The sequence below is a fragment of the Conexibacter sp. W3-3-2 genome (assembly GCF_009707605.1).
Lineage (GTDB): Bacteria > Actinomycetota > Thermoleophilia > Solirubrobacterales > Solirubrobacteraceae > Paraconexibacter > Paraconexibacter algicola.
On the sequence record NZ_WLYW01000002.1, the window covers coordinates 273,588 to 295,678 of the forward strand.

Here is a 22,091-nt window from a genome sequence, read left to right on the forward strand (position 1 = left end):
GTGTGTTCGCGCGCGCCCGCGTCAACCCGAGTAGCGCGGCAGTCGCCGAGCAGCGTCATAGGCCTGCGCGCGCCCGGCGGGCGCGCAGTTCGAGGACCTGCGCCGCGAGCTCCGCGGGGAGGTGCTCGCCGGTGGCGCGGGCCAGCAGGCGCAGCTCGGCGTCGACGAGGTCGCCGACGTTGACCTGCAACTGCGGGTCGACCGGCCACACGCCGGGGACCGCGGCCGGGGGTTCGGGGAGGAGACGCAGATCAGCCATACGCCGGATCGTGACTGCCGGCCCGGGCGGATGCCCCTGATAGGCGCCTTTATCAGGGGTCAAATCCGAGCGGGATCCCGCCGTCGCACGACTCGCGGCCACGCTGCTCCCCGGTTTATCACCGGGCAGTTCGTGCGCTGCTCAAATTCCCTAGCGGCTGCTACCACTGCTCAACGTCTAAACCTCGATCCACCGCGTAAACGGTGAGCGCGCTCGGTCCGAGGGGGTCGAGCGCGTGAGCGGTGGCTCGGGAAGCCGATGGTCCGCCAACTGAGCTAGCGGTCGCCTTCGGAAGCTGTTGAGGCGGCGGTTGAGCAGGGTGTGCGTGCAGGGGCCGTCGCGGAGGTCCTGCGGTGCGATCGTCGTCGAACGAGTGGCCGGCGGTCAGGCCGGCTGCAGGGCGCGGATGCGTTCGAGGGCTTGGGTGAAGGCGTTGCGCCAGGGCCAGCGGGCTGGCAGGTGCAGGGTCCAGCGCCGGGCGGTGCGGGTCAGTCGGCCGGGCAACGTCAGCCAGCGGCGGCGCAGGGTGCGGGCGGTGCGGATGGTCTGGTTGGGGGCGCCAAGCAGCTGGGTCCAGCGCAGCAGGTTGTGCGCGATCGCGGCGAGGACCGTCCAGGCGCTGTTGGCGCAAAAGCGGCCGGAGGGGAAGTGCGCGAGGGCCTGGTCTTTGAGGTCGCGGATGGCCAGCTCGATCTGTGCGTGCTGGCGGTGCTCGGCCTCGACGAGCGCGAGGTCGTCGGTGCGGTTGGTGATGAACGCGTAGTGCTCCCAGGTCGGCAGCAGCTGGCCTTGGCGGTCGAGGGTGCGAACGCGGCGAATCACGAGCCGGCGGCTTGTGGCCCATTCGGTTTCGGCGATCTGGGCGATCGAGGTCTTCGGGTAGTCCTCGAGCGTGGTCCATGCGGTCTCGTCGATCGCTTCGATCGCTGCTCGGATCTTGGGGTTCTGGCGAACGCCGATCGAGAAGTCCCAGCCCGCGGCCTCGAGCTTGTCGAAGGTCTTGTTGTTCCAGAAGCCGCTGTCGGCGCGCAGCAACCTGGGGCCGGTCGCGTTCGTGCGGGCGATGCGGGCGATGAGCTCGTCGAGGAACCGGCCGGCGCCCCTGGAGGTGTTCGCCGAACCCTTCCTGAGGCGGATGTGCAGGACCTCGCCGGTGTCGGCGCGCGTGGCGAGGATCGGATGCATCCCGCGCACGCGGGTGTAGCCGAACGCCGCGCCCTGCTTCTTGGATCCGTAGACCTCACCAACGAACGAGTCGAGGTCGATCACCAGCCGCCCGTCGCCCGGCCCCGCGCCAGCGGCCCAGGCGCGCGCGACGAGCTCACCGAGGACACGGTCGAGCTGGCGGACGTGCCCGAACGTGAACGCCCGCAAGAACGTGCCGAGCGTCGACGGGGCAAGCACGCGGTGGCCGACCAGTTCGGCGGTGCGCCCCGAGCGCAACAGGTCGCAGTCGTCGATGCAGTCGGCGCCGAGCGCCATCGCCGAGACCAACGTCATCGCCTTCGCGCCCTCCAGGCCGGCGCCGGGACGATCACCGAGATCGACGGTCTCGTCGATGAGCTGCTCGGCCCCAAGGCGTTGGGCAAGCGTCGCGACCAGCGCGATCCCGGCGCTGGCGACCGCCCGCTCATCGTCAAAACAGACGTCGATCGCGTCCAGTCCGGACGGCCCGCCATGCTGCACCACGAAGGTGACCTCCTGCTGCAGGACCCCGGATGCCGCTACATCCGTGAAAAGCCCTGCTCAGGAGGTCATTCTTCGCTAGCAACCGGACGACACCGGTCTAGCCTCGCGGTGGATCGAGGCTAAACGCGAGTCGCGCGCCGCGATTACGTCGACGCCGAGAAGGACAATCTCGGAGTGTCCAGCCGGCCGTTAGCCAGCGGGAGAAGGGGTCGACGGGATGGCTAGGAAGGCGCGGTCTTGGGCATTGCCTGTGGGAGCTGCGGCCCAGATCCCGCCTGGCCCGTAAGTGAGCCAGCTCGATCGCTGTCCGAGAACGACCCGCGGACGGTTGTCGGTGCCGTAGCGGACGATCTGGCCGTTGTCAGCGTCTGTCATGTGGCTCGCGAGGAGACCACTGTTGGTCAAGAGCGGGCCCTCGACCCGTGTGGTCGTTCGCGACGTGCATGCGACGACGAGCGTGCTCGGGCGTCGCCCCGTCTCTAGACGGGTTCTCCTGAGGATGGTTTGCTCGTCGCTGAACTGTCCTTCCGCCGAGAGCGGACAGGCGTCGACGGGGTCTCGGTGGGAGATCCAGGCCAGCCAGGTTCCGCGTAGGTCGATCCCCGTCAAGTAGTTGCCGTCTTGACGACTCGCGATCTCTCGGTGGACAAGGCGGGATGCGCCCCGATTACCTTCCGTAACCCGAACTTCGGTGCCCTTCTCGGAGATACCGGGGTACCGACGGGAGAAGGCAATGCGCCCCTTCCAGATCGCAGGCGTAGCGTCCGTCGCGTTTGCTGGTCGGTCGATACCGGCCGGCCTCTCTTTAAGCGTTCGGAGATTGAGCGTGCGAATTGCGCAGGCTTCGGGCGAGGAGCACCTAGAGAAGACCGCGACAGCTCGGCCGTTGCGGTCCGTACCGACATCAAGATCGAATGGGAACTCAGCAGAGCGGACGCCCGGCAAGACTTGGACGGCGCCATTGACGACTCGAACGAGCCGATAGCGGTTCGTCCCCGACGGCATGCTCCAGAGCAACTGGTCGCCACTGCCGGCCAGCTTGGGAGTCGGCCCCAGGTTGTTCGGGATCCTGACCCCGTCACTGGCGCTCGCGGTAGCGACCGCGAAGGCCGGAAGAGCGATGAGAGCCGCTAGCAAATGTTGGAGACGACGCATGCCTTGAACTTTGTGTAGGCCGGACGAGCGGTGCCATCCGGGTTGAGGAGAGCGGAATCAAACGGGTACGGGGTCGGAGCCGCGCCATTGAAGCGAACGGCACCTTCGGGGACGCTCTCGAGGTCGTACCAGTACAACCGCGTGATCGACGGAAAGATGCTGATTAGGTCGAACAGATTTGTCGCCGCCTGCCCCGTGCGCGCGATCGCGTCGGACATCGAGTTGCCCTGCTTCTCGCGGTAGACGTGGACACGGCCTCCCTGCTCGGTCAGCCACAACTCCGGGACGATCGTCGGACTTCCCTGCTTGACGTAGGTCGTGCTCGCAATGAAGTTTGCGATCTTGGTCCGCGTATTGCCGACCTCGTTCGCGACCGATGGACGAGCGTCGGCCTGGGCATACGCGTGGTAGGACCAGCGCAGGGGCGGCAGCTTTCCGCTCGATCGGGTCCCGTCGATGTATCGCTGCAGACCTGAACCGGCACCGCCGCGCGTGTCAATCTTGCCGGAGAACTCACCCGCGGTCACGCGGCACGTCGTGCAGAGCTCGCTCTTGAGGATGCGCCAGAACTGCCCGGCCCGATAAAGGCCCGCCGTGCTTGAGGTGCCGCGGATCTTTGAGTAGAACGGGCTGGTTGGTTCGAACTTGTGGTCTGGCTCGTTCCAGGCCGCGTAGTCCTTGATCCACGGGAACGCGTCCACGAACGCCCCGACCGCTGTCCGGTACTCGGCTGTCGTCGGCAGGTAGCAGTAGGCGCTCCTGAACTCGGTTCGGTTGAACGCGACCATCACTTCGTAGCCGGCTGCTCGGGCCTTGTTGAGCCAGGCGGCGTAGCCACGTAGAGAGTGGTTGTAGGAGGGCTTGCCGTACTCCCCATCCCCGTCGTACTGGCCGTAGAAGGGAAGGTTGAAGGTCCGAGTGGCACCGTTGCCGTTGATCTTCGGGCAGCTGCGGGAACGGCTCGGGAGCGATGGGCGGGTGAGACCAAGCGCGACCAGGTCCTGGGGCTTGGCCAGTGCAAGCAGGTCCCAGGGAACGATGATCCGGACCTTCTTGAGGCCGAGCGACGTGAACTCGGGACGATCCATGAACTCGACGGAGGGGTCGGACATTCCCCAGCCGAAGCCCTGTGTTCCGCTCCCTGAGCGGCCTTCGGGGAGCGCGGGCGGTGCTTCTGTACAGACGCCGCCCGTGTCCTGGCAATAGTCCGACTCCGTGATGGCCGACGGGGTCTCCGGTGCTGGGGCAGAGCGGTCTGTGTTGAACTGCTGCTCGTCCTCACCCTCGTCCTTCGGGTCGAGGACGTCGACGTTCCAGGAACTGGACCATTCGTTACCGACCGCGTCGCGGACGACCACGCTGACGGTAGTCGGCCCCACTCCGCCCTTGTAGCGGAAGCTCCAGCATGAGCAGCCCGAATCGAACACCGGCGTCTGGACTTGCCCACCGATGCGGATCTCCTCAGAGGTCACCCCAGAGTGAGCGTCCGTTGCCAGGACTTTGAGGTCGAAGGGGTCAACCATCGAGCCGGTGTCCTGAGCGTCATAGAGGTCTCCGCTCAGTTCGACGACCGGTGGGGTGCGATCGATCTTCACGGTTCGGGTGCTCTTGCAGCCTGTCGCCCCGCTCTTGCCGAGGGCGTCGTAGGCGCAGACACCAATCGCGTGGGTGCCCGACCCAAGGGCTTGCGCGTTGAGGTCGAAGTAGCCGTCGCGGTAGGTGTAGCAGGGGCGTCCCTTGCCGCCGGCGCAGGCTCCGCCGTCGGTGGTGGGCTGGTTGCTGGTCCAGACCTTGTTGCCGTAGAAGACGTTGAAGGCCTTGATCCCAAGGCCGGGGTCGGAGGCGTTGAAGCTGATGCGGTCGGTGTAGTCGCGGACCCAGCCGGAGGGCGCGGGGGCGCTGTGGCTGACGTTGATGGTTGGGTCTTCGGGGTCGTCGAGGTAGACGATCGAGGCGCCGAGGGAGAGCGCGGCGGCGGCGGGGTGGCTGGTGCCGTTGGGGAAGGCGCCCCAGACGGCCTGCTTGCCAGCTGCGGCGGGCACGGTGTTGATGTTGTTGCCGCTCTGGACCGCGACGTACTGGCTGTTGTTGCTGTCTTGGTGCTGGCCGTTGAGCTGGTAGCCGGTCCAGTTGCCGTAGCTGGGGGCGAAGATGCCGTTGATGGTCCAGAAGTTCGCGCCGGCGCCCCACCAGAAGTTCTTCTGCCAGTAGTCCACGCGCGGGATGTAGGTGGTGCGCGAGTTCCACTCGTGGACGGTGTAGTAGTACTCGGCGATGTGCCCGGCAGCGGGGTTGTAGCCGACGTTCGCGTAGGTGTAGATGTAGAAGCCGTCACCGGTGCCGCCGCAGTTGACGCCGCTGACGCAGCGGGTGTCGTGGGGGTACCAGCCGGCCGGGTTCTCCGTGTACTGCCAGGTGCCGTCGCGCAGGCCGGCGGTGCTGCCCTGATCCCAGCGGCGGCCGCCGTTGAACCAGTCCTCGTAGATCGGGTCCACGAGGATCGGGTAGGCCAGGTCGGCGTCGCGGTGCTTGACCTCGAGGACGATCGAGTCGTCCTGGACCGTCGTGCGGACCTCCACCGGGGTTCCCTGCGCGTCCACCGCCCACGCCGGAGCGAAACGGCCGATCCGCACGCCGTCGCGGTTGACGAACACCTCTCCTTGGGGCGAGGGGACCAGCGCGATGTCGCCATGCTCGGAGGTCACGTGCAGCTTGGAGATCTCCGGAGCGGCCGGGGAGCGCAGCTGCGTGAAGGTCTCAAGACCGCCCTGCGGGACCGGGGCCGCAAGGAAGTCCGTGTCGGTGCTGGTCGAGGCCCACAGCGCGGCGACGCCATCGACGGTCGCAGCTGTGGTCGCGCCGGCCGCGTCAGCGGGGGTGATGGTGATCTCGCCGGTACCCTTGCCAACGTCGATCCCGTCCTCAAGCGCGCGCGGGAGCTCGAGCGGGACGGCGGGGTTGACGGGCTCGATCGTCCCGTCGGCCTGACGCTCAAGCGTCAGATCGACCGCCTCAAGCTTGCCGTCGTCGTTGCGTGCGCGCAGCGGAACGCTGGACTCGATCAGCCGCGAATCCCCGTCGATCTCGACCCGGGCAACATAGTCCGAGGAGAACGCCTCGAACGCGTCGTCGCGGGCCAGCTGAGAGCCCTGCCAATCGAGGCCATCGAGCAGGCTCGCGAAGCTCTCCTGGGTGGTCTGGACCGCCTCAGAACGAGACTCAGCTCGATGCTCGGACTCCGATCGCTCGCGCTCCGCGGCCTGCGCCGGCGCAGCCAGGAACCGCTCGCGCGCCTTCATCTGCGCATCGAGCTCTTGCGACGCCTGCAGCAGCTCTCTCGACGCAGCGCCGTCGATCCGAGGTACCGGATCTTCGGCCGCGCTCGCGACAACCGCAAAGCTTGAGAGGAATGCCGTTGCTGCCGCAGCAGCCACAGCACGAGACGAACGAAGACCCATGAAACGCACATCGACCGACGATCCAAGACCCTTTAGCTAAGAGCGCAAAGACGATGTCGGTGTAGCCGTGGGTGTCGGTGGTGTGCTCGCGGATATCTGGTGCGTGGGCGTGGACGATCGCGTCGAGGCTGTGGGTCGCTTCGCGGTCGGAGACCGAGACGATCTTCGCACCGTAGGTGCTGTAGTCGTCCAGCGTCCAGCTCATCACGGTCAGTCCGCCGTGGTGGTGGCCGAACTCGCGGGCGAGCATCGCCGCGGTCGGGGGCTTACCGCGCTGTCCGACGCGATGGCCGTCGCTGCTGGAGAAGAGGCCGCTGCCGAGATGCTGGGTCAGCTCGAGGCGATGGTGGTAATCGGTGATCCGGCGGCTGGCCGCCCGGACGTTCTCGACGTCGAGGTACCACTCTTGGGCCCAGGCGATCTGGCGGTAGGAGAGCTCGCAGATGCGGGCCATCGCGACCGGCCCCAGCAGCGTGCCCGATGCGACCACCGCGGCGTAGGGGCGTTCGGGGAGCTGGCCGGCGCGCGGTGTGGCACCTGCGACGTGGCGGAGCTCGTCGGTGAAGCTGGTCCAGGCGTCGACCTCGATGAGCAGGTCGGCCAGCTCGATCTCCGGGATCCGGCCCAGCACCTCGCCCTTGAGCTCGGCGATCGCCGGGGCCTCGGTCTCCGGGCGCGCCGGGGCGCTGGTGAGGCGGCCGCGCTCGTCCAGGCCAACTCCCTGGCCGGCGTCGACGGCAGCTTGGGCCTGTTCAAGAAGCTTGCTCTGCTCGCGCTCCAGGTGCGAGAGCCGCTCGGCCGGGTCAAGCGGCCGGTCGAAGGTGATCGCGAGTTCCTCGCGTGCACGGGCCCACTGCGGTGCGGGGAGCAGGAAGGCGGCTGGGTCGAGGTACTTGCGGCTGGCGGGTCCAGCGCCCGCGGCGCGGCCTGCGGCAGCAGCTCGCGCCGAACATGCGGCTGCCCCAGCCCGAGCACGACGAAGAAGCTGTCCAGCGACGCCAGACCAAGGTTGATCGAACTCGGCGCCAGCCGCCGCTCGACCTGCAACCACCGCTTGAAGTCCCGCACCGCGTAATCACGCGCGAGCGGGTCGGTCAACGGGTCGCAACCCCACTCGCCGGACTCGGGCGCGTCCCTCGCCCAGGCGGCGAAGGAACGCACCCACCGCGCGTACTCCTGCTTGGTGCGATCCGCCAGCGGCTGCCGCGTAAGCCACGCCGCGTACGTCGCAACCGCCTCATCGAACGCCGGAGCAACACCGCTCGTGCCGGTGACGCTATTAGTCGCGGCGGCGGAAGCCCCGAACTCGATCTGCCGGACTCGGTTAGTCGCGGTCGACGGAGGTCCAGCCGCGACTAACCGGGATAAGCCGCGGCGTGCGTCCGGCTCTATGCCTCGCGTTGGAGCTCTGTGCCCGAAGCAAAGTACCGCGCGATATAGCTCTCTGGGTCTAGGTCGCTCTCTCTCATTAGTGAAAAGACTTCGGCGCCCGAGCAAATCTCGTCGAAGAGCTGGAACGCCTGCATCAGCCCGAGGTGGTCGGCATCGACTCCTGCTGCATACTCGCCGGCTTCCCTGTCCGCTAGCTCTATCGCGTGGTCGATGGTTTCTGCTTGCCAGAGAGTTATGCGTTCCTCATAGGTGTCCGATCCTTTTGGCACCCGCAGCACGCATCGGACGGCGTACCAGCGGCCGTGTAGCTCGGACTCCATGGCTTACTTCCTTCGCTTTTGCTTGTTTGCAAGCCTTCGTGCCTTCAGCTCCGCCTTGGCTTTGTTTCGCTCCGCTGCAGGCAGACTCTTGTTCTTCTGCATGGCCTCTACCGCCGCGTCGCTCAGATCTTCAAGGTCGGTATGGCGCTTACGCTGCTTGCCGTGTGCAGGATCGGCGGGATGCCGCGCCTGCCCACGGTCCGGCTAGATCGCCCGCTGCGCGGCTGCGACCAGGTGGTCGCAGCATCCGGTGATGCTGAATTCGAGCCGATCTCCGCGCTGGCTCTTGAGAGTGGCCCGCGCTCGCTGGCCGTGCTGCCGGCACCGGACCGACTCGATGCGTTCCGTTGCGGCCCTGACAGCCATGTTGCGAGCCTCCTGCTGCATGCCGTCGAGGAACTGGCGCTGCGAAACGCGACGACCGTTGAGCGCGTACTCCAATTCAAATCTCATTGGGTCTTTCCTTTCCCGGCGAGCGATAGAGTTCTCCCGCCGTAGTTCAGTGACGGGGCGGAAGTTGCAGCTCCCGCCCCGTCCGTTGACTGGCTACTTCTCGCGCCGGACGCCCTTGAAGGGCGTCCCGTCGGCCTTCTGGTCCAGGATGCGACCCGTGTTCGAGTCGCGCTTGGCCCAGTTGCCGCTGGGCGTCTTGAACTGCGAGCGCTGCTTCACAGCGCCCTTCCTGCCAGGCCCCTTCGGGGTATTGGTGGCCACTCGGCTACCTCCTACTCGTGATTTCAGGCGGTTCAAAACGCCCCATACCGGCTAAAGTCTACAAGGTCCACAAAGTCCTGCAAGTCTTTAACGTTGACAAAGGCGCTAAGGTCACCATGCACCGGGTACGACAAAGAGAAGAAGCGACGCACCACGTCGTTTCGTCGGACCCGTCCACCGAGATGAAGGAGCCATCGTGAGCAAGACCCAGGAGTTCACCGCGGTGAACGCCGACGCGGGAGCACCCCCGCAGAAGGACGTCTTGAACGTCCGGGAGACCGCCCGCGAGCTCGGCGTCCACGAGAACACCGTTCGCAACCTCGAACAGCGTGGCCAGCTGACCGCGATCCGGCTCCCCGGATCAGGCTTCCGCCGGTTCAAGAAGGAAGACGTCGATCGCGTTCGCGACGAGATGTTCAAGCGATTCGCGCCCGAGACAGAGATCGGCGAGGAACGCGACGACATGCCCGAGCGCATCCTCAGCACTCCCGAGGACTACCACCAGTCGTAGTTCCAGCGGGTCGGGGCTTCACACTGGCCAGGTGAGCAGTCAGCCCCGACCCGACGACCACCTCTACTACGAGGACCGCACGACCCACCTGCGCCAAGGGGACCTCTTCACAGGGGTCCCCTTGGGTCTGCAGCTACCGGCCGAGGTCTTCAACCACGGCAACCGCAAGTTCGTCTCCGGACCGTTCGAGGTCGGATTCGCCATGTTGATCACTCCATCGTGCTCAATGGCAGCTCAGGGCGAGCCCGGCCGCTACGCGCACCCATTTCGCACCGTGGTCCCCGTCTGGCCGCTCGAAGACCTGGTCGTCCAGGGCGCGATCAAGGAAGCCTCCCTGGGTCAACTGCGCAAGTACGACCACCTGGCGAACTATCTGTATCTGCCGGCGATCGCTTCAGCGCAGATGCCGGAGAGCCTGGCGCTGCTGTACGCCCCGACGACCCTTGACCATGGCTACCTCGAGAAGCAACGCATCGCTCAACTCTCGGTGACCGCCGCCGTGCACCTCAAGCGGCAGCTCGCCCGCCACTACGGGGGCAGCCTGTTCAAGCACGAAGCCTTTGCCGACTAGGCAGCCGCCTGGCCCTCATCGACGTCCCGGAGCACTCGGTACGGCGTACCGTCGATCCACCAAACTGGCTCTCCCTCGTACTCGCCGGCCCACCCTTCGGCGCCGGTGACGAGGCGACAGCGCATCGGGGGAACTCGGTCGTCAGCGAGAACAGGCATCCCGAAGATCTCATCCCACGCGAGAAGAGCGTGGTTCGCGGGGTTCAGGAGCACAAGGTAAGGCGTGTCCAGTCCTTGCTGCGCGTGGACATCGAGCGCCTCGACGACCGAGCAGAGCAGAGCACCTTCGATGTACAGCGCGTCGTCTTCGGTGGTCCCCTCGAGCACCGGGACATTGTGACACCTGCCGCGACGGAACTCCCGCGGCCGTAGATGGCGCCGCCTCTTGGCGTGGTCGCCTCCCGGTCTGGCTGCGTGTTGATGCGGTTGCGGGCTGGTGCGAGACGTTGGTGTGGCGCGGTGGAAAGTGAATGGGTCAGGCGCGCGTCGCTGATCTAGCGGGAGCTTCGAGCGCCGGCAGCTTCTGACCCATGACGATCCGACAGATTGTCCGAACCCTGGGACCGTCCCGCCTGGCCCACCCACCCCCAACTGGCCCTACGAGTTCAAAGCTTTTGAGGCGGCGGTCGGACCACGAGCCATGCCGCTGTGCACCCTGGGTGGGTTACGTCCTGGGTGTCGGGTACGGTGCGCCACCACCCACCCAAGGACGTTGGCCTTCTTGTCTGGTACATCCCCCGAGCTCAAAGCCCTCATCGACGTCGCACGCTCCAGCGTGGCCGCGGCCGTCGAGGACCCAGACCGCATGCGCCGCGAGCTCGACCGGCGGGCTGCCGGGCTGGCCGCCCGCCAGGAGAGAGCGCAGGAGGCGATGATCGACGCCCAGGACGCGCTCCGCGATGCAGAGGCGGCCTTCGCCCATGCCAAAGAAGAGCTCCGCGAGGTCACCGTCGAGCTCGGGCAGATCCAGTTTCTGACAAGCACGCTGGCGGGCCTTCGCGACCGTTCTGATGACACTGCCGGCGAGCCCCGTCCGTCTGAGCCTGTCGCTGGCGCCGGGACCCTGCACGTCCCTTCTGCCGCCCGGACGCCGCCGGTCCTGTCCTCGTCTGAGGACCCGACCGGGATCAAGCGCGCCGTGCTCGAGATCTTGTACGCCAGCAAGACGCCCATGGCGCCACGCGAAGTCGCGCGCGCACTGCAGTCTCGCGGCATCGACAGGACTGACCCGATCAAGGCCGGCAAGCTGTTGACACGGATGATGAAGGCAGGCCGCGTCGAGCGGAGCCCGGACGGTGGCTACGGGCCACCGAAGTTCTCCCGAGAGGCGCAGTAGAACAGCGAACCCACGAAGTCGGCCCCCGAGCGTTGGAGCGCTCGGGGGCCGGAGCCCCATGGCGAACGTTGCAAGAACACCCGAGGCGCGGCTGAACGTAGCAGGGATCCTTGACGGATCCAGCTACGTCGTCGCCGCGCAGAGCGCGCGATGGCGCTGGCTGCCGTCCGAGATCCCCTAGGCGACGTCCTCCGCCAGGCGCCGCTTCGCTGCGCGCGCGTAGTCCTTCGCCACCGCGCGACCGCGCGCGGTGGCCAGGACCGGACGCTCGCGCCCTCCGGCGGTTTCTGCGTCGGCGATGAGCTCTCCTGCTCGGAGATCGCGCACGCAGTGGACCACGCTGGTGCGGTCGATCGCGAGCGTGTCGACGAGATCGGTGGCGGTGACAGGCCCGCGGCGGACGACGGCCAGGAGCACTTGCATCGTCAGGGCCGACGGCTGTCCTGCGGCGGTACGCGGGAACGCGGTCCGAGCCTTTCTGGCGATCTCGAGGAGCTCGTCGATCGCGTCATCTTCCCGCTGCGTCATGACGCACCGCACGAAACGTTGCACCCATGTGTGGCAATTCCACACATACTCTCGCCGGCCCTTCCCCGGCGCCTCCCCCGACCAAGAGGAACCCACAGTGACCAGCATCAATCGCAACCACGGCCCCAAGCGCGGCCCCGGCCGCGACAACAGGCCTGCCCGGCAGGAGGAGTTTCGCCACCTCATCGAACTCGAGGTCATCGGCGAGCTCATCGCCGCGGGCGAGCACAAGACGGCCGCGGAGATCAGCGAGCTCGTCTGGGCCAGGGTCCGCCGGTACACCGACCTCAGCCCGAAGATCGTCCGCGCCCTGCACCAGGTGGCGCAGACCTCGCAGGCCCCGGCCCGGCTCGGCCTGGACCCGAACATCGAGGTCGCGGCCGTCATGCGACTGCCTGTGATCCGCTGGCTCTCGCAGCACATGCAGCGCACGAAGACCGGCCGGCCCGCCGATCGCTCGCTCTGGGTTGCGGCGCTCCTGCTGATGGCCAGCGGCCGCATCAAGCCCCGCACCTGCGAGGTGATCCCGTACCTCCGCGGCAACCCGAAGGCGTCGTGGGTCATGGAGTACCCGGCCGAGACCAGCCTCAAGTCCCTCTACGACGGGCTCTCCGCGATGTGTCGCCGCGTCGACGTGGACATCGCCAACGACGTCCTCGTCGAGATGCTCCGTGAGGTCGCCGACATCCGCGACCGCGACGGAGGCCCGGTCCATCCCACCGCCGGCGTCTACGCCCTGGTCGACGGAAGCGCGCTTCCCGGCAACTTCTTGCAGACCAACCCGGTTGACGAGCACGTCAAGAAGCTCCGCACCCGGGGCATGGCCGACAACGCCAGCTTCTTGCGGTACGTCTACGAGGACGGGTCGACCTCGAAGAAGTGGATGGGTTACAAGCTCGTGCGCCTGGTCTGCCTCGCCACCGGCATGACGATCGAGCAGGCGCTGCTCCCCGCCAGCATCAGCGAGGGCGCCGCGGCCGTCCTGCTCGTCGAGCAGCACTTCCGCCGCTGGCCCGATAGCCCTCTGGAGTACCTCGTCGGCGACGCTGACTACGACCGGGACTCGCGCGTCGCGGAGATGCTCGTCTCCTGCTTTTCGGTGATGCCCGTCTTCCAGGCCCGCCGCGACCGTAGCCTCGGCGTCCCGAGCTGCGCGCACGGCCACATGAACCTGCGCAATCGCGAGAAGTGGCCCACGCGGGAAGCCCGCCGCCGGCAGGGCCTGGAGCGCGGTGTCCCGATGGACATCAAGGACACCCGCATGCGCTGGAGGTGCCCCCGCGACATCTGCGAGCCGACCGACACCTACTTCTGGCAGGACGTCCGCGCCAACACGTACCTGCCTTACGCCGGTGACAGCAACGCGGCCGCGCTCCGCGTCGCGCTCATGCTCCGCCGCAACCTCGTCGAGAGCACCTTCTCCAACCTCAAGAACTCGCTCGCCAGCCAGCAGGGCAACGACAAGTTCAAGAGCCACGATGAGGCCAAGCTCGAGTGGCTCGTGGCCTGGGCCACCATCGCCCACTCCGGCAAGCGCCTCATCCACGAGCTCGGCCTCTACGAGCCCACCCACCGCGCGGCGCAGCAGCTCGACCTCCACCGGATCGCCACGCGCGACGCCCCCGGATTCCCGATCGACCAGACCCTCGTCAAGAAGATCACCGACGACCTGCGCGAGACCTTCGGCGGCGCCCGCGCCCCCCGCCACATCGCCTCCGACGACAGCTAGCGGCGACGCGCCCAGATCCACCCCGAGTTTCGGGAAAATCGGCGGGTCCCAGCGGGGCAAAGCTCGCAATCTCGGACCCCTAGTTTCGTGACAACAACGAAGAAGGCCCGGAATCCCAGTGTTCATCGGGGATCCGGGCCTCAAGAGTTTCCGGAGGAGTTTCCGGACCTACCTCGCGCCTAGTCGCGTTGGCATAGGAGGTTGATGAAGCGGAGTACGGTGATGGCGGCGTTGGATTCGGTCTGGTTGCCGGCTTCGTCGGTGAGCCAGAGCTTGAGTGGGTAGTCGCCGGAGGGCGGGGGGTCGTTGCTGCCGTCGGGGTTGGGGATGGTCAGGCCGCTGAGGGTGCACTGGGCGCCGCTGGCGCAGGTGCTGGGGCTCTGGCTGACGGGGCTTTCGGCGATGCGGAAGCGGCGCATGACGATCGGGGATTGCTTGATGCCGTCCCAGGTGTCGTTGCGGTAGGTGACGGTGAAGTCGTTGATGTCGCGGATCTCGTCGGGGGTTGGGACGAGGCCTCCGGGGGTGGCTGGGGGGATGCTGTCGTAGCCGTAGGTGCGGCTGGTCCAGGCGCCGTAGTCGTTGGGGTCGGCGAGGTCGCTGGCGCGGACGCGGACGGTGTGCTGGCCTTCTTCGCAGGCCTGAGCGGAGTGGTTGATGGTGCGGCTGGTGGTGCCGGGTGGGTCGGTGCTCGTGGTGGTGCCGCAGTCGCTGGTGAGCTGATGCTGGACGCTGGTGATGGGCGCGCCGCTGCCGCGGTTGACCGTGGGCCAGCGCGCGATGACCTGCCGGGCGTTGGTCCAGCCGTTCACCGACAGGTTCGCGGCCGCGGGAGCCTGCCCCTCGATCTGGATCGCCCCGACTGAGGGCGGCTCGTTGTCAATCGAATCCGCGTTAGGCGATCGCTCACTGACACTCGCGGCATTCATCGCTCCGTCCTCATACGTGACGCGGAAGTCGATGGTCTGACCGGTGGTACCCAGCGTCGAGTTGAAGGTGCAGTCCAGGTAGACGCCGGCGTTGGGGTCGACGTCAGTGCCCTGCGGCCGGTTGGTGTTGGGGTCCCAGGTGCCGCTGCAGCCCGGAAGGTCCCGCCACTGGCCTGCGTCGAGGCGGTACTGGATTCGTCCGGCTTTCACGCCGCTGTAGGCGCACATGAAGCCGCGCACGGCCTTCGCGCCGCGGAACCAGACCTGTCCCGGGCCGAGGCCGCTTTCGGCTTGCGGGCCGGGCAGCGGATCGTCGACACCGTGCTCGCGGGGGCAGCCGGGCTCCCGCGGTCGCGTGTCGCAGTCGAGGCCGACCTCTTTGCTGTGGGCCGCGATCCGCCAGGCGGGGTCGTAGGCCCAGACGCTGACGCGCGCGGTGCGGCCGGTCTGCGCGCCGGAGACGCCGCAGAGATCGACGGGGAACTCGGTGGTCTGCCCGTTGAACTGCGAGCACGGGCGCAGCGTGTTGTGGAACCGCAGGCCACCGACGATGCCGGTGCCGGTGAAGTCGCCGGTGCTGCCGTAGGCGGCGTTGCCGATGTCGTTGTAGGTGTAGGAGTCGGTGCAGGCGGGGCTGCCGCTGGGGGCGCCGCTGCCGCTGAAGTTCGGCTGCACGAAGTTGGTGAACTCGGTGCTGCCCGGTCCGCCTTCCTGGAGGATGTCGACGTGCTCGACCCACTGACCGATCCCGACGTTGTCGGTCGCGGACTGGCGCAGCATCACCCGGTTGGCGCGCTCGGTGCTGGACGCCCAGAGAGGCAGCCGCGCGCTGTCGGAGGAGGTGCTCTGCAGGGAGAGGACCGGGTCGGCGTTGTCGATGACCTCGGCGTTGCTGACGTAGATCGACATGCGGGCCCCGTAGGGCACGCCCCGCGAGGGCCCCCAGGCGCAGCTGGCGCTGACGGTGATCGGCGTGCACGCGAGCTGCGCGCCGATGAACGTGGCGTTCCCGAACGCGGCGAACGACGCGGTCTCGGTCCCCGAGGTCGGGGTCGACGAGTTCGGGAACCCGCCGCACGGGGTGCCGTTGTCGTTGCTCGAGCGGATCGGGCACACGGTGCGTCCCGATCCCACGTTGCCGTTGCCCCACAGCAGCTTCGTCGCCCACTGGTAGCGGGTGCCGTAGTTCCCGCCGTCGGGGTGGCCGCTTCGGTTGTCCTCCAGCGGCGAGTAGAGGTCGGCGCGGCTGCCGAACTGGTAGGTCCAGCGTCCGAACGCGGTGCCCGCCGGCGGCGTCAGGGTCGTCTGGATCTGCGTCCCGTTGGTGTCCCGGAAGGAGTCGACGCAGATCGCGTCGGTGCGACGGTCGCAGAGCTCGGTGCGCAGCTGCAGCCCGCGGGGCCGGTAGCGGCCGGCCGGCGGGGTCGGGTCGCCTTCGCCGTCCGCGGTGTCCGGGGTGGTGTCCTGGAGGCCGAACGCGTCGTTGGGGGCTGCTCCCGGGGTCGGGACCTCGCAGCGCACGCCCATGTAGGCGTGCGGCGCGGCGCTGTTGTTGCTGTTCTGGCCGCCGCCGCCGGAGGCGATGTTGTTGCCCTGGGTCCAGCGCAGCTCCCAGCCGCGGTAGGGCTGCAGCATGTTGTTCTGCTTGTAGAGCGGCCGGTCGTCGAAGTCGCAGTCCTGGACGATGTAGGAGTGGTTGCCGTAGACGGCCTGGGCGGGGCTGGCGGTGAGGCCCAGCAGCGCGACCGCGGCGGCGAGGATCGGGGCGGCGATTCGGCAGGTCATGGCGTCGCGGTCTCGGTCGGGGACGTGCAGGTGGCGTGGCAGGCGAGCTGGTCGCCGTAGGTGCGCTTGAGGTAGTCGCGCAGGACGGTCTGGCGGCGCTCGGCTTCCGCGCCCTCGAGCTCGCCCTTCAGCTGCGCGCGGACGCGCGCCAGCGGTGTGGTCTGCTCGGGCAGGTACTCCATGACCCGGCCGATGCGCCAGCCGACCATCGGCGGCTGGTCGGGCGGGCTGGTCTGGACCTGCAGCGGCCCGAACGCCTCCCTGCTCTGCCGGGTGCGCTTCACGGCGCGGGCGAGGTCGTCCTCGAGCTTCTCCAGCGGGACGGTCAGGCGCAGGCCGCCGGCCTCCATGCACTCCTGGGGCAGCATCGTGTTGCGGCAGACCAGGTCGCGCAGCTCTGGGCCGGGCTGATCGGGGAGCTGGGTCGTCAGGCGCTCGGCGGTGGCGCGGTCGCGGACGGTGAGGACGGCGAGGGTGGCCGCGGCGGGGCGGCGGTAGCGGATGTCGAGGTTCTGGTCGTAGAACTGCTCGATGCGCTCGCCGGTCACGGGGCGTTGCGGGGCGATCGCGTCGAGCAGCGGTTCGGCGATCGCCTCGGCCTTGAGGGCCAGGTCGGTGATGGCCTTCGGGGTGCCCTTGGGGTAGGGGTAGATGACGCTGTGCCCCTTGGTGTCGGCGCTGATCCCGCGCTTCTTGGCGTCGGCCAGGAGCACGGCGAGATGGGCGACTTGGATGCGCAGGCCGTCGGCGAGCGCGTCGCGGGCCTTGGCCGGCAGCTGCCGCGTCCCGTTGCGTTGGCCGGCGGTGATCTGGCGCTGTGCCGCGGCGATCGTGGCGTCCATGTCGGCGGTGGCGACTTCGACGTCGGCGACGCGCACGGCGACGTCGGCGGGCAGCTCCGCGGAGCCGGAGCCGCAGGCGGCCAGCGTGAGGATCGAGACGACGGCGGCCGTGGAGGCGAGGAGTCGTAGCGGTGGCACCCCGATGACCGTACGTGCGGCGTGCGCGCCAGCGCCTCGGTCGCTGCCGACCCGGTGAGGTGAACCGCCGCGTGAGGGGTGAACGGGTGCAGGTGAACGCGCGGGTCGGCCGTCGATCCGCGGGCGACTCGTACCGTCCCGGGGGATGGTGCTCGTTCGCCTGCTGTGCCTGATCGTCCTTCCGCTGCTGCTGAGCGCGGGGTTCGCGGTGCTTGCCCGGGCGCAGCAGTCGCGTGCGCCGGTTGCGGGCCCGACCTACCCGGCGCTCGAGGCGCCGCGCGGTGAGTCGCGCGAGGAGACCGTGCGGCGTCTGTCGGTGCCCAACGGGCCGCGGCTGGCCGCGTACGTGTCGCGGTTGCAGCCGGCGACGCCGTGCGGGGACATCGCGCAGCTGCGGCCGGCGTGGGTTCGCGCGGCGCGACTGTTCGAGTTGGAGTGGCGGCTGCTGGCGGCGATCACCAAGGTGGAGTCGGGGTACGGGTGCAACATGGGGCCCTCCTCGGCGGGGGCGATCGGCTGGACGCAGTTCTTGCCGTCGACCTGGGAGCGCTGGGGGATGGACGGTGACGGTGACGGATCCGCCGACCCGGCCAACAGCGTGGATGCGATCTTCAGCACCGCGCGGTACCTGCGGGTCACCGGGGCGCCCGGGGACGTGCGCAAGGCGCTGTTCGCGTACAACCACGCGGACTGGTACGTGCGCAAGGTGCTGGCGACGGCCGAGCAGATCGAGGACATCCCGGTCACCAACTTCGAGGACGCGGCCAGGTCGGCGTTGGCGTTTGCGCGGGCGGAGCGCGATCTGCGGCGCGCGGTCCGCGATCTGCGGGTGGCACAGCGGCGGGTGGCGCGGCTGGACCGTCGGCTGCGGCGCGCCGATCGCGGCGTTCAGGGGCTGCGGCGTTCGGCCGGTCGCGCGGCGCGGCGGGCGCGCGGCCTGCAGCAGCGCGTCGACGCGCTGACCCAGGAGTTGCAGGAGCTCACGGCGACCCTGTCGGCCGATCAGCAGGTGCACGGGGATCCGGACACGTTGGCGTTGGAGCTGGTGTCGGGCGTGGACCTGGGGCAGGCGACCTTGGTCTATGCGGTCGCGGGGTCGCTGGTGCAGCGTCGGGTGCGGCTGGCGCGTGAGCTGTCGGCCGATGCCAGCGCGGCGGCGCTGGAGCGTGACCGGCGCACGGTCGGGCGTGATGCGGCGGTCGCCGACCGTGCGGATCTTGCCGTGTCGCGGTTCTCGCTGGCCGATGAGCGTGACCGTGCCAGTCGCGCGGCGGCGCGGGCGCGCGAGGCCCGGCGGCGGGCCGCTGGCGCCGCGCGGGAGTACGAGGACTCGGCCGCGGCGCCGGCGCGCAGCAGTCCGTTGCTGCCCGGGCGGCCGCAGCGCTCGCCCGAGCGGGCCCGTCAGGAGTCCAGCGGCAAGCGCAAGGCGGCCGCGGACGAGCGGCGGCGTGATCGTCGCGAGCGCGGCGCCGGGGGCGTTGAGGCCCCGGGGGCGGGCCCGTCGCGGTCCAGTGGCGGGAGCGGCCGGTGAGGGTGATCCGATCAGCGCGGCGTGGGCCGCGGGCGCGGACCCGTACCCCGGTCGCGACGGGAGCGGTCGGTCGGGCTCTGCTGGTGGTGGTGGTCGTGGTGGTGGTCGCGGCCGCTGCGGTCGGGCTGCGTGGCGTGCTGCAGGCGCCGTTGGCGCAGGCGGACCTCGAGCGGCTGCAGGGACCGGTCGACGCGCGCGCCAGCCGCGTGATCGGCGCGCCGGCCCCCTCCCCCACGTTGACGGTCAGCGACGAGGCGTTCTTCCTGACGTACACGTTGGCGGCGGGGTCGCAGGCCTACTCCGGTCTGCTGACCGAGCGCGATTGCCGCGTGGTGATTCGGGTCGATCGTCGCGAGAGCTCGAGCGCGAAGCTCGTCTACGGGGTGCAGCGCGGCCGCGGCTGCATGGTGCCGGCGCAGGCGCGGGTCCGGGAGGCCAGGCGCGGCCGCTAACCGTGCGACGGGCGGGCGGTCGCGGGCTGCGCGGCTCGGGGGTCGGTGGGGGTTGGGCTGTGGGTGTGGGAGAGGCGCTGGTAGGGGCCGGTGCGGCCGTAGGGCTGGTAGTGGCAGGCGGTGAGCGCGCGCAGGCTGGCGGTGTTGCTGTGGTGCACGTCGGCCAGGACGGTGCGGTAGCCGTGTGCGTGTGCGTGGTCGGTGGTCAGCTGGGCGAGCTGTTGGCCCAGGCCGCGGCGGCGGAAGCGGCGAGCGATGAGGAACGCCAGGCTCGCGGTGCGTGAGGGCAGCGGCACGATGCTCGCCGCGCCGACCGGGTAGCGGGTGCTGGCGACCAGGGCCAGCAGGACGGTGGCCTGCGGGTGCAGGAAGTCCTGGGGGTTCAGGTAGCGGCGCGCGCGCCAGTCCAGCAGCGCCAGGGCCGGTTCCGGGTCGATGCTGACCTCGAGCAGCAGCGGGAGCCTGTCGGTTCGTGGCGGCACGGGGTCACGGTAGCGGCGAGGTGTGCGCGGCTCGCGGACTGGTCTGGGTGCGGGTGTGGAGGTAGGTTTCGGGGGTGCCGTTTGGGGATCGTGTGGAGCTCGCGCGGCAGCGCGCTGCTGTCCGGGAGGATCTGCGGGCAGCGCGTGCACGAGCGCGGGCCTGGGCAGCGGCCGGGGAAGGCGCCCAGGCGCCGCCGCGTCGCGCTGCAGACCTTGCGCAGGGCCCGAAGCGGCCAGGCGGCCGGGTGGCCGGGCCGGGCCGGGAGGGCTAGGCCGCCCGCGCGATCGCGGGCGGGGCGGGCGGGGTGGCGGTGAGGTCGCTGATCGCCTGGTGCACCGCGGTGTCGTGGACGCGCAGGCGGCCGCCGGCGGCGAGGATCTGTCCGCAGAGCCAGTCGGTGGAGGCGTAGGGGATCTCGACGATGTAGTCGTCGTACTGGTCGCGGCCGATGATCGTGTAGTCCTCGGCCAGCCAGGGGGCGTCGCTGTCGATCGTTGCGCGGGTGCTGCGGGTGCGGGCGGCGAGGGTCTCCCACCATGCGGGTTCGGTGACCGGCGGGGGTGTGGCGGGATCGTCGGTGGCCTGGGCCAGGAGCATGCGGTCCAGGCGGAAGGTCTTGGCGGGGCCGTCGGGGTGTTCGCTGGCCAGCAGGTAGCTGCGGCCGCCTCGGTGCTGGCGGGCGGCGGGGTGCAGGGTGCGGTCGGTGATCGTGCCGGTGGCGGTCAGGTAGCGCACGCGCAGCTGGCTGCGGTGGGTCAGCGCGTGGGTGATCTGGGCGGCGCGCGGGTCCTCGACGGCGAGGGGGCCGCGGGTGCCGTGGGCGGCGATGATCTTGTGGGCGGCGCTCTGGAGGTGGGGGTCGAGGTTGGCCAGGAGGCGTGCGCCGGCCAGGACGGCGTCGCGCTGCTCGATGGTCAGGAGGGGCTGCTGGACGGTGTCGGCGTAGGCGTCGAGGTCGATCTCCAGGCGGCCGTCGGGCTTGGGGGTGACGCACATGAGGTACTCGGCGTGGCGCCAGCAGGCGAGGTTGATGATCTGCAGGTCGTCGCGGAGCTCGCGGTCGTTGACGGCGAACGCGTCCTTGAGGTCGTCGCAGGTGACCGGGGTGGTGGTGCGGGCGGCGTGGAAGAGCGTGTTGGCGATCGCGAGGATGCGGCCGATGTGCGAGGGGCGGGTGCCGGTGGCGCCGATGCCCTTGCGGGTGACCGGGGCGGTCGCGGCGGCCGGCGCGGGGTGCACGTGCTGGGGGGCGTGGGCGCGGGCGGGGTCGTGGGCGGCCTGGATGCGGCGGCGGGCGTCGCGGACGCTCTGGGCTGCCCAGCCGGGGCGGACGTCGTGGACGAGGTCCTTGAGGGTGAGGATCCAGCCGGCGAAGGTGGCGGGGTCGCTGACGCGCGTGGTGATCTCGCCGGGTGCGGTGCCGCGGCGTGCGGCGCCGCGGGCGGTCTGCAGGACGTAGTCGACGGTGTCGGGGGCGACGGTGATGGTCGCGGTGCCGTGGGTGGGGCCCATCTGCCAGCGGCTCATGGGCAGCGACTGGGTGTCGGTGCGGGGGTGAAGTCGCGGTAGAGGCGGCTGGCGAAGCTGATGTCGCTGGTGATGCGGGAGAGCCGGAAGCTGCGGATCTGTTGGGGGGCGTCGCTCAGGGCGGCGATGAGGTAGCGGTGGTCGTCGACCTCGATGACGTCGTAGGGGTCGACGGTGCGCTGCTGGTCGTGGTAGGTGAACCGCACGCGCTTGCCCTGCTGGCAGGCGAGCAGCAGGCGGGCGGTGAGGGCCGCGCGGCGGCGGGCTTGCGGCCCGGTGCTCTGGGCAATGGTGATGGCGCCGGGGGCCGGGGTGGTCGCGAGCGCGTCGCCCAGGAGGGTGGTGACGCCGACCCGTAGCGCCTCGGCGTGGGGGAAGTCCTCGCTGGTGCCCAGTCCGTCGCGGAGGTCGCTGAGGGCTTGGCGCTCGGGGCCGGTGAAGTCCAGGGGGCCGGGGCCGTGGTGGGCGAAGCGGTAGGCGACCTCGGGCTCGGTCTCGTTGGGGTCGGTGGTGAGCTGCTCGATGGTGATGCCGGCGTGCGCGAGTTCCTGGCGGTCTTCGTAGAACCGGCGGCCGAAGGCGTCGTCGGTCATCTGCGCGTAGGCGTCGATGTGCTGGCGGACCTGCCGGGTGGTGAGCTCTCGCTGGCTGGTGTGCAGCAGCGCGATCAGCGACAGCTGCCGAACCATCTTCTCGGTGTCCAGGGCCATACGTCGAGTATGCGCGATGGTGCGGCGGCAAAT

The 22,091-nt window shown here is 69.3% G+C and carries 20 protein-coding genes and 1 pseudogene; 7 read left to right on the forward strand and 14 right to left on the reverse strand.

The annotated features are described in order from the left end of the window. Positions 1-55 precede the first annotated feature (55 nt). From GKE82_RS24570 to GKE82_RS29400, 6 genes and pseudogenes are all read right to left on the reverse strand, one after another. Positions 56-259, reverse strand: a complete 204-nt coding sequence (locus tag GKE82_RS24570) for a hypothetical protein (RefSeq protein ID WP_154733868.1) — start codon at positions 257-259, stop codon at positions 56-58. Between the two features lie 384 nt (positions 260-643). Further along, on the reverse strand, positions 644-1,948 hold the full coding sequence (locus GKE82_RS24575) for an IS1380 family transposase (RefSeq protein WP_196189339.1): 1,305 nt from the start codon (positions 1,946-1,948) through the stop codon (positions 644-646). 1,130 nt (positions 1,949-3,078) lie between these two features. Beyond that, positions 3,079-6,402, reverse strand: a complete 3,324-nt coding sequence (locus tag GKE82_RS24580; RefSeq protein WP_154735578.1) for a hypothetical protein — start codon at positions 6,400-6,402, stop codon at positions 3,079-3,081. Next, positions 6,323-7,612 carry a Tn3 family transposase gene (locus GKE82_RS31065; protein ID WP_154733864.1) on the reverse strand — a complete coding sequence of 430 codons (1,290 nt, stop codon included), beginning with the start codon at positions 7,610-7,612 and terminating at the stop codon, positions 6,323-6,325. The genes GKE82_RS24580 and GKE82_RS31065 overlap by 80 nt, the downstream gene beginning before the upstream one ends. After that, a pseudogene (locus GKE82_RS31735) lies at positions 7,600-7,722 on the reverse strand (hypothetical protein); the annotation flags it as partial. The gene GKE82_RS31065 and the pseudogene GKE82_RS31735, both read right to left, overlap by 13 nt. A 227-nt stretch (positions 7,723-7,949) precedes the next feature. After that, the gene (locus tag GKE82_RS29400) at positions 7,950-8,273 is read right to left on the reverse strand and encodes a DUF4288 domain-containing protein (protein WP_230316182.1); all 324 of its coding nucleotides are present in this window, start codon (positions 8,271-8,273) and stop codon (positions 7,950-7,952) included. A gap of 180 nt (positions 8,274-8,453) precedes the next feature. Here GKE82_RS29400 and GKE82_RS24595 point away from each other — a divergent pair, with 180 nt between their 5' ends. After that, positions 8,454-8,771: a hypothetical protein gene (locus tag GKE82_RS24595; protein ID WP_154733863.1), complete on the forward strand. Its 318-nt coding sequence runs from the start codon at positions 8,454-8,456 to the stop codon at positions 8,769-8,771. Between the two features lie 48 nt (positions 8,772-8,819). Here GKE82_RS24595 and GKE82_RS30235 read toward each other — a convergent pair whose 3' ends face one another. Further along, positions 8,820-8,945, reverse strand: coding sequence for a hypothetical protein (locus tag GKE82_RS30235; RefSeq protein ID WP_255450691.1), 126 nt, complete (start codon positions 8,943-8,945; stop codon positions 8,820-8,822). Positions 8,946-9,183: 238 nt separating this feature from the next. Here GKE82_RS30235 and GKE82_RS24605 point away from each other — a divergent pair, with 238 nt between their 5' ends. After that, positions 9,184-9,498 (forward strand): helix-turn-helix domain-containing protein, encoded by a 315-nt coding sequence (locus GKE82_RS24605; protein WP_154733862.1) that lies wholly within the window; start codon positions 9,184-9,186, stop codon positions 9,496-9,498. A gap of 31 nt (positions 9,499-9,529) precedes the next feature. Further along, complete coding sequence (locus GKE82_RS24610; protein ID WP_154733861.1) at positions 9,530-10,069, forward strand: hypothetical protein; 540 nt, start codon at positions 9,530-9,532, stop codon at positions 10,067-10,069. Here GKE82_RS24610 and GKE82_RS24615 read toward each other — a convergent pair. Continuing rightward, positions 10,066-10,395, reverse strand: coding sequence for a hypothetical protein (locus GKE82_RS24615; RefSeq protein ID WP_154733860.1), 330 nt, complete (start codon positions 10,393-10,395; stop codon positions 10,066-10,068). The two genes, GKE82_RS24610 and GKE82_RS24615, sit on opposite strands and share 4 nt — an antisense overlap. Before the next feature lie 478 nt (positions 10,396-10,873). On the opposite strand from GKE82_RS24615, the gene GKE82_RS24620 reads away from it, so the two are divergent. Beyond that, positions 10,874-11,404: a hypothetical protein gene (locus GKE82_RS24620; RefSeq protein ID WP_154733859.1), complete on the forward strand. Its 531-nt coding sequence runs from the start codon at positions 10,874-10,876 to the stop codon at positions 11,402-11,404. 177 nt (positions 11,405-11,581) lie between these two features. Here GKE82_RS24620 and GKE82_RS27465 read toward each other — a convergent pair whose 3' ends face one another. After that, positions 11,582-11,932, reverse strand: coding sequence for a MarR family transcriptional regulator (locus tag GKE82_RS27465; protein ID WP_196189249.1), 351 nt, complete (start codon positions 11,930-11,932; stop codon positions 11,582-11,584). A 97-nt stretch (positions 11,933-12,029) separates the two neighbouring features. Between GKE82_RS27465 and GKE82_RS24630 the strand changes: the two genes are divergently transcribed. Next, complete coding sequence (locus GKE82_RS24630) at positions 12,030-13,661, forward strand: transposase (RefSeq protein ID WP_196189248.1); 1,632 nt, start codon at positions 12,030-12,032, stop codon at positions 13,659-13,661. A 179-nt stretch (positions 13,662-13,840) separates the two neighbouring features. Here the strand turns inward: GKE82_RS24630 and GKE82_RS24635 are convergent, their stop codons facing one another. Both GKE82_RS24635 and GKE82_RS24640 read right to left on the reverse strand, forming a co-directional pair. Then, entirely contained in the window at positions 13,841-16,375 is a 2,535-nt protein-coding gene (locus GKE82_RS24635) for a hypothetical protein (protein ID WP_154735579.1), read from the reverse strand. Beyond that, positions 16,372-17,355: a peptidylprolyl isomerase gene (locus GKE82_RS24640; protein WP_154735337.1), complete on the reverse strand. Its 984-nt coding sequence runs from the start codon at positions 17,353-17,355 to the stop codon at positions 16,372-16,374. The genes GKE82_RS24635 and GKE82_RS24640 overlap by 4 nt, the downstream gene beginning before the upstream one ends. 148 nt (positions 17,356-17,503) lie before the next feature. Here GKE82_RS24640 and GKE82_RS27470 point away from each other — a divergent pair, with 148 nt between their 5' ends. After that, positions 17,504-18,886, forward strand: a complete 1,383-nt coding sequence (locus GKE82_RS27470; protein ID WP_309233835.1) for a lytic transglycosylase domain-containing protein — start codon at positions 17,504-17,506, stop codon at positions 18,884-18,886. Positions 18,887-18,975: 89 nt separating this feature from the next. Next, the gene (locus GKE82_RS24650; RefSeq protein WP_154735338.1) at positions 18,976-19,338 is read left to right on the forward strand and encodes a hypothetical protein; all 363 of its coding nucleotides are present in this window, start codon (positions 18,976-18,978) and stop codon (positions 19,336-19,338) included. On the opposite strand, the gene GKE82_RS24655 is transcribed toward GKE82_RS24650, so the two are convergent. The 3 genes from GKE82_RS24655 to GKE82_RS24665 form a co-directional block, all read right to left on the reverse strand. Next, positions 19,335-19,820: a GNAT family N-acetyltransferase gene (locus GKE82_RS24655; RefSeq protein WP_196189434.1), complete on the reverse strand. Its 486-nt coding sequence runs from the start codon at positions 19,818-19,820 to the stop codon at positions 19,335-19,337. The genes GKE82_RS24650 and GKE82_RS24655 overlap by 4 nt on opposite strands. Positions 19,821-20,088: 268 nt before the next feature. Beyond that, positions 20,089-21,348: a YafY family protein gene (locus tag GKE82_RS24660; RefSeq protein ID WP_154735580.1), complete on the reverse strand. Its 1,260-nt coding sequence runs from the start codon at positions 21,346-21,348 to the stop codon at positions 20,089-20,091. Continuing rightward, positions 21,345-22,058 (reverse strand): YafY family protein, encoded by a 714-nt coding sequence (locus GKE82_RS24665; RefSeq protein WP_154735581.1) that lies wholly within the window; start codon positions 22,056-22,058, stop codon positions 21,345-21,347. The genes GKE82_RS24660 and GKE82_RS24665 overlap by 4 nt, the downstream gene beginning before the upstream one ends. Positions 22,059-22,091 lie beyond the last annotated feature (33 nt).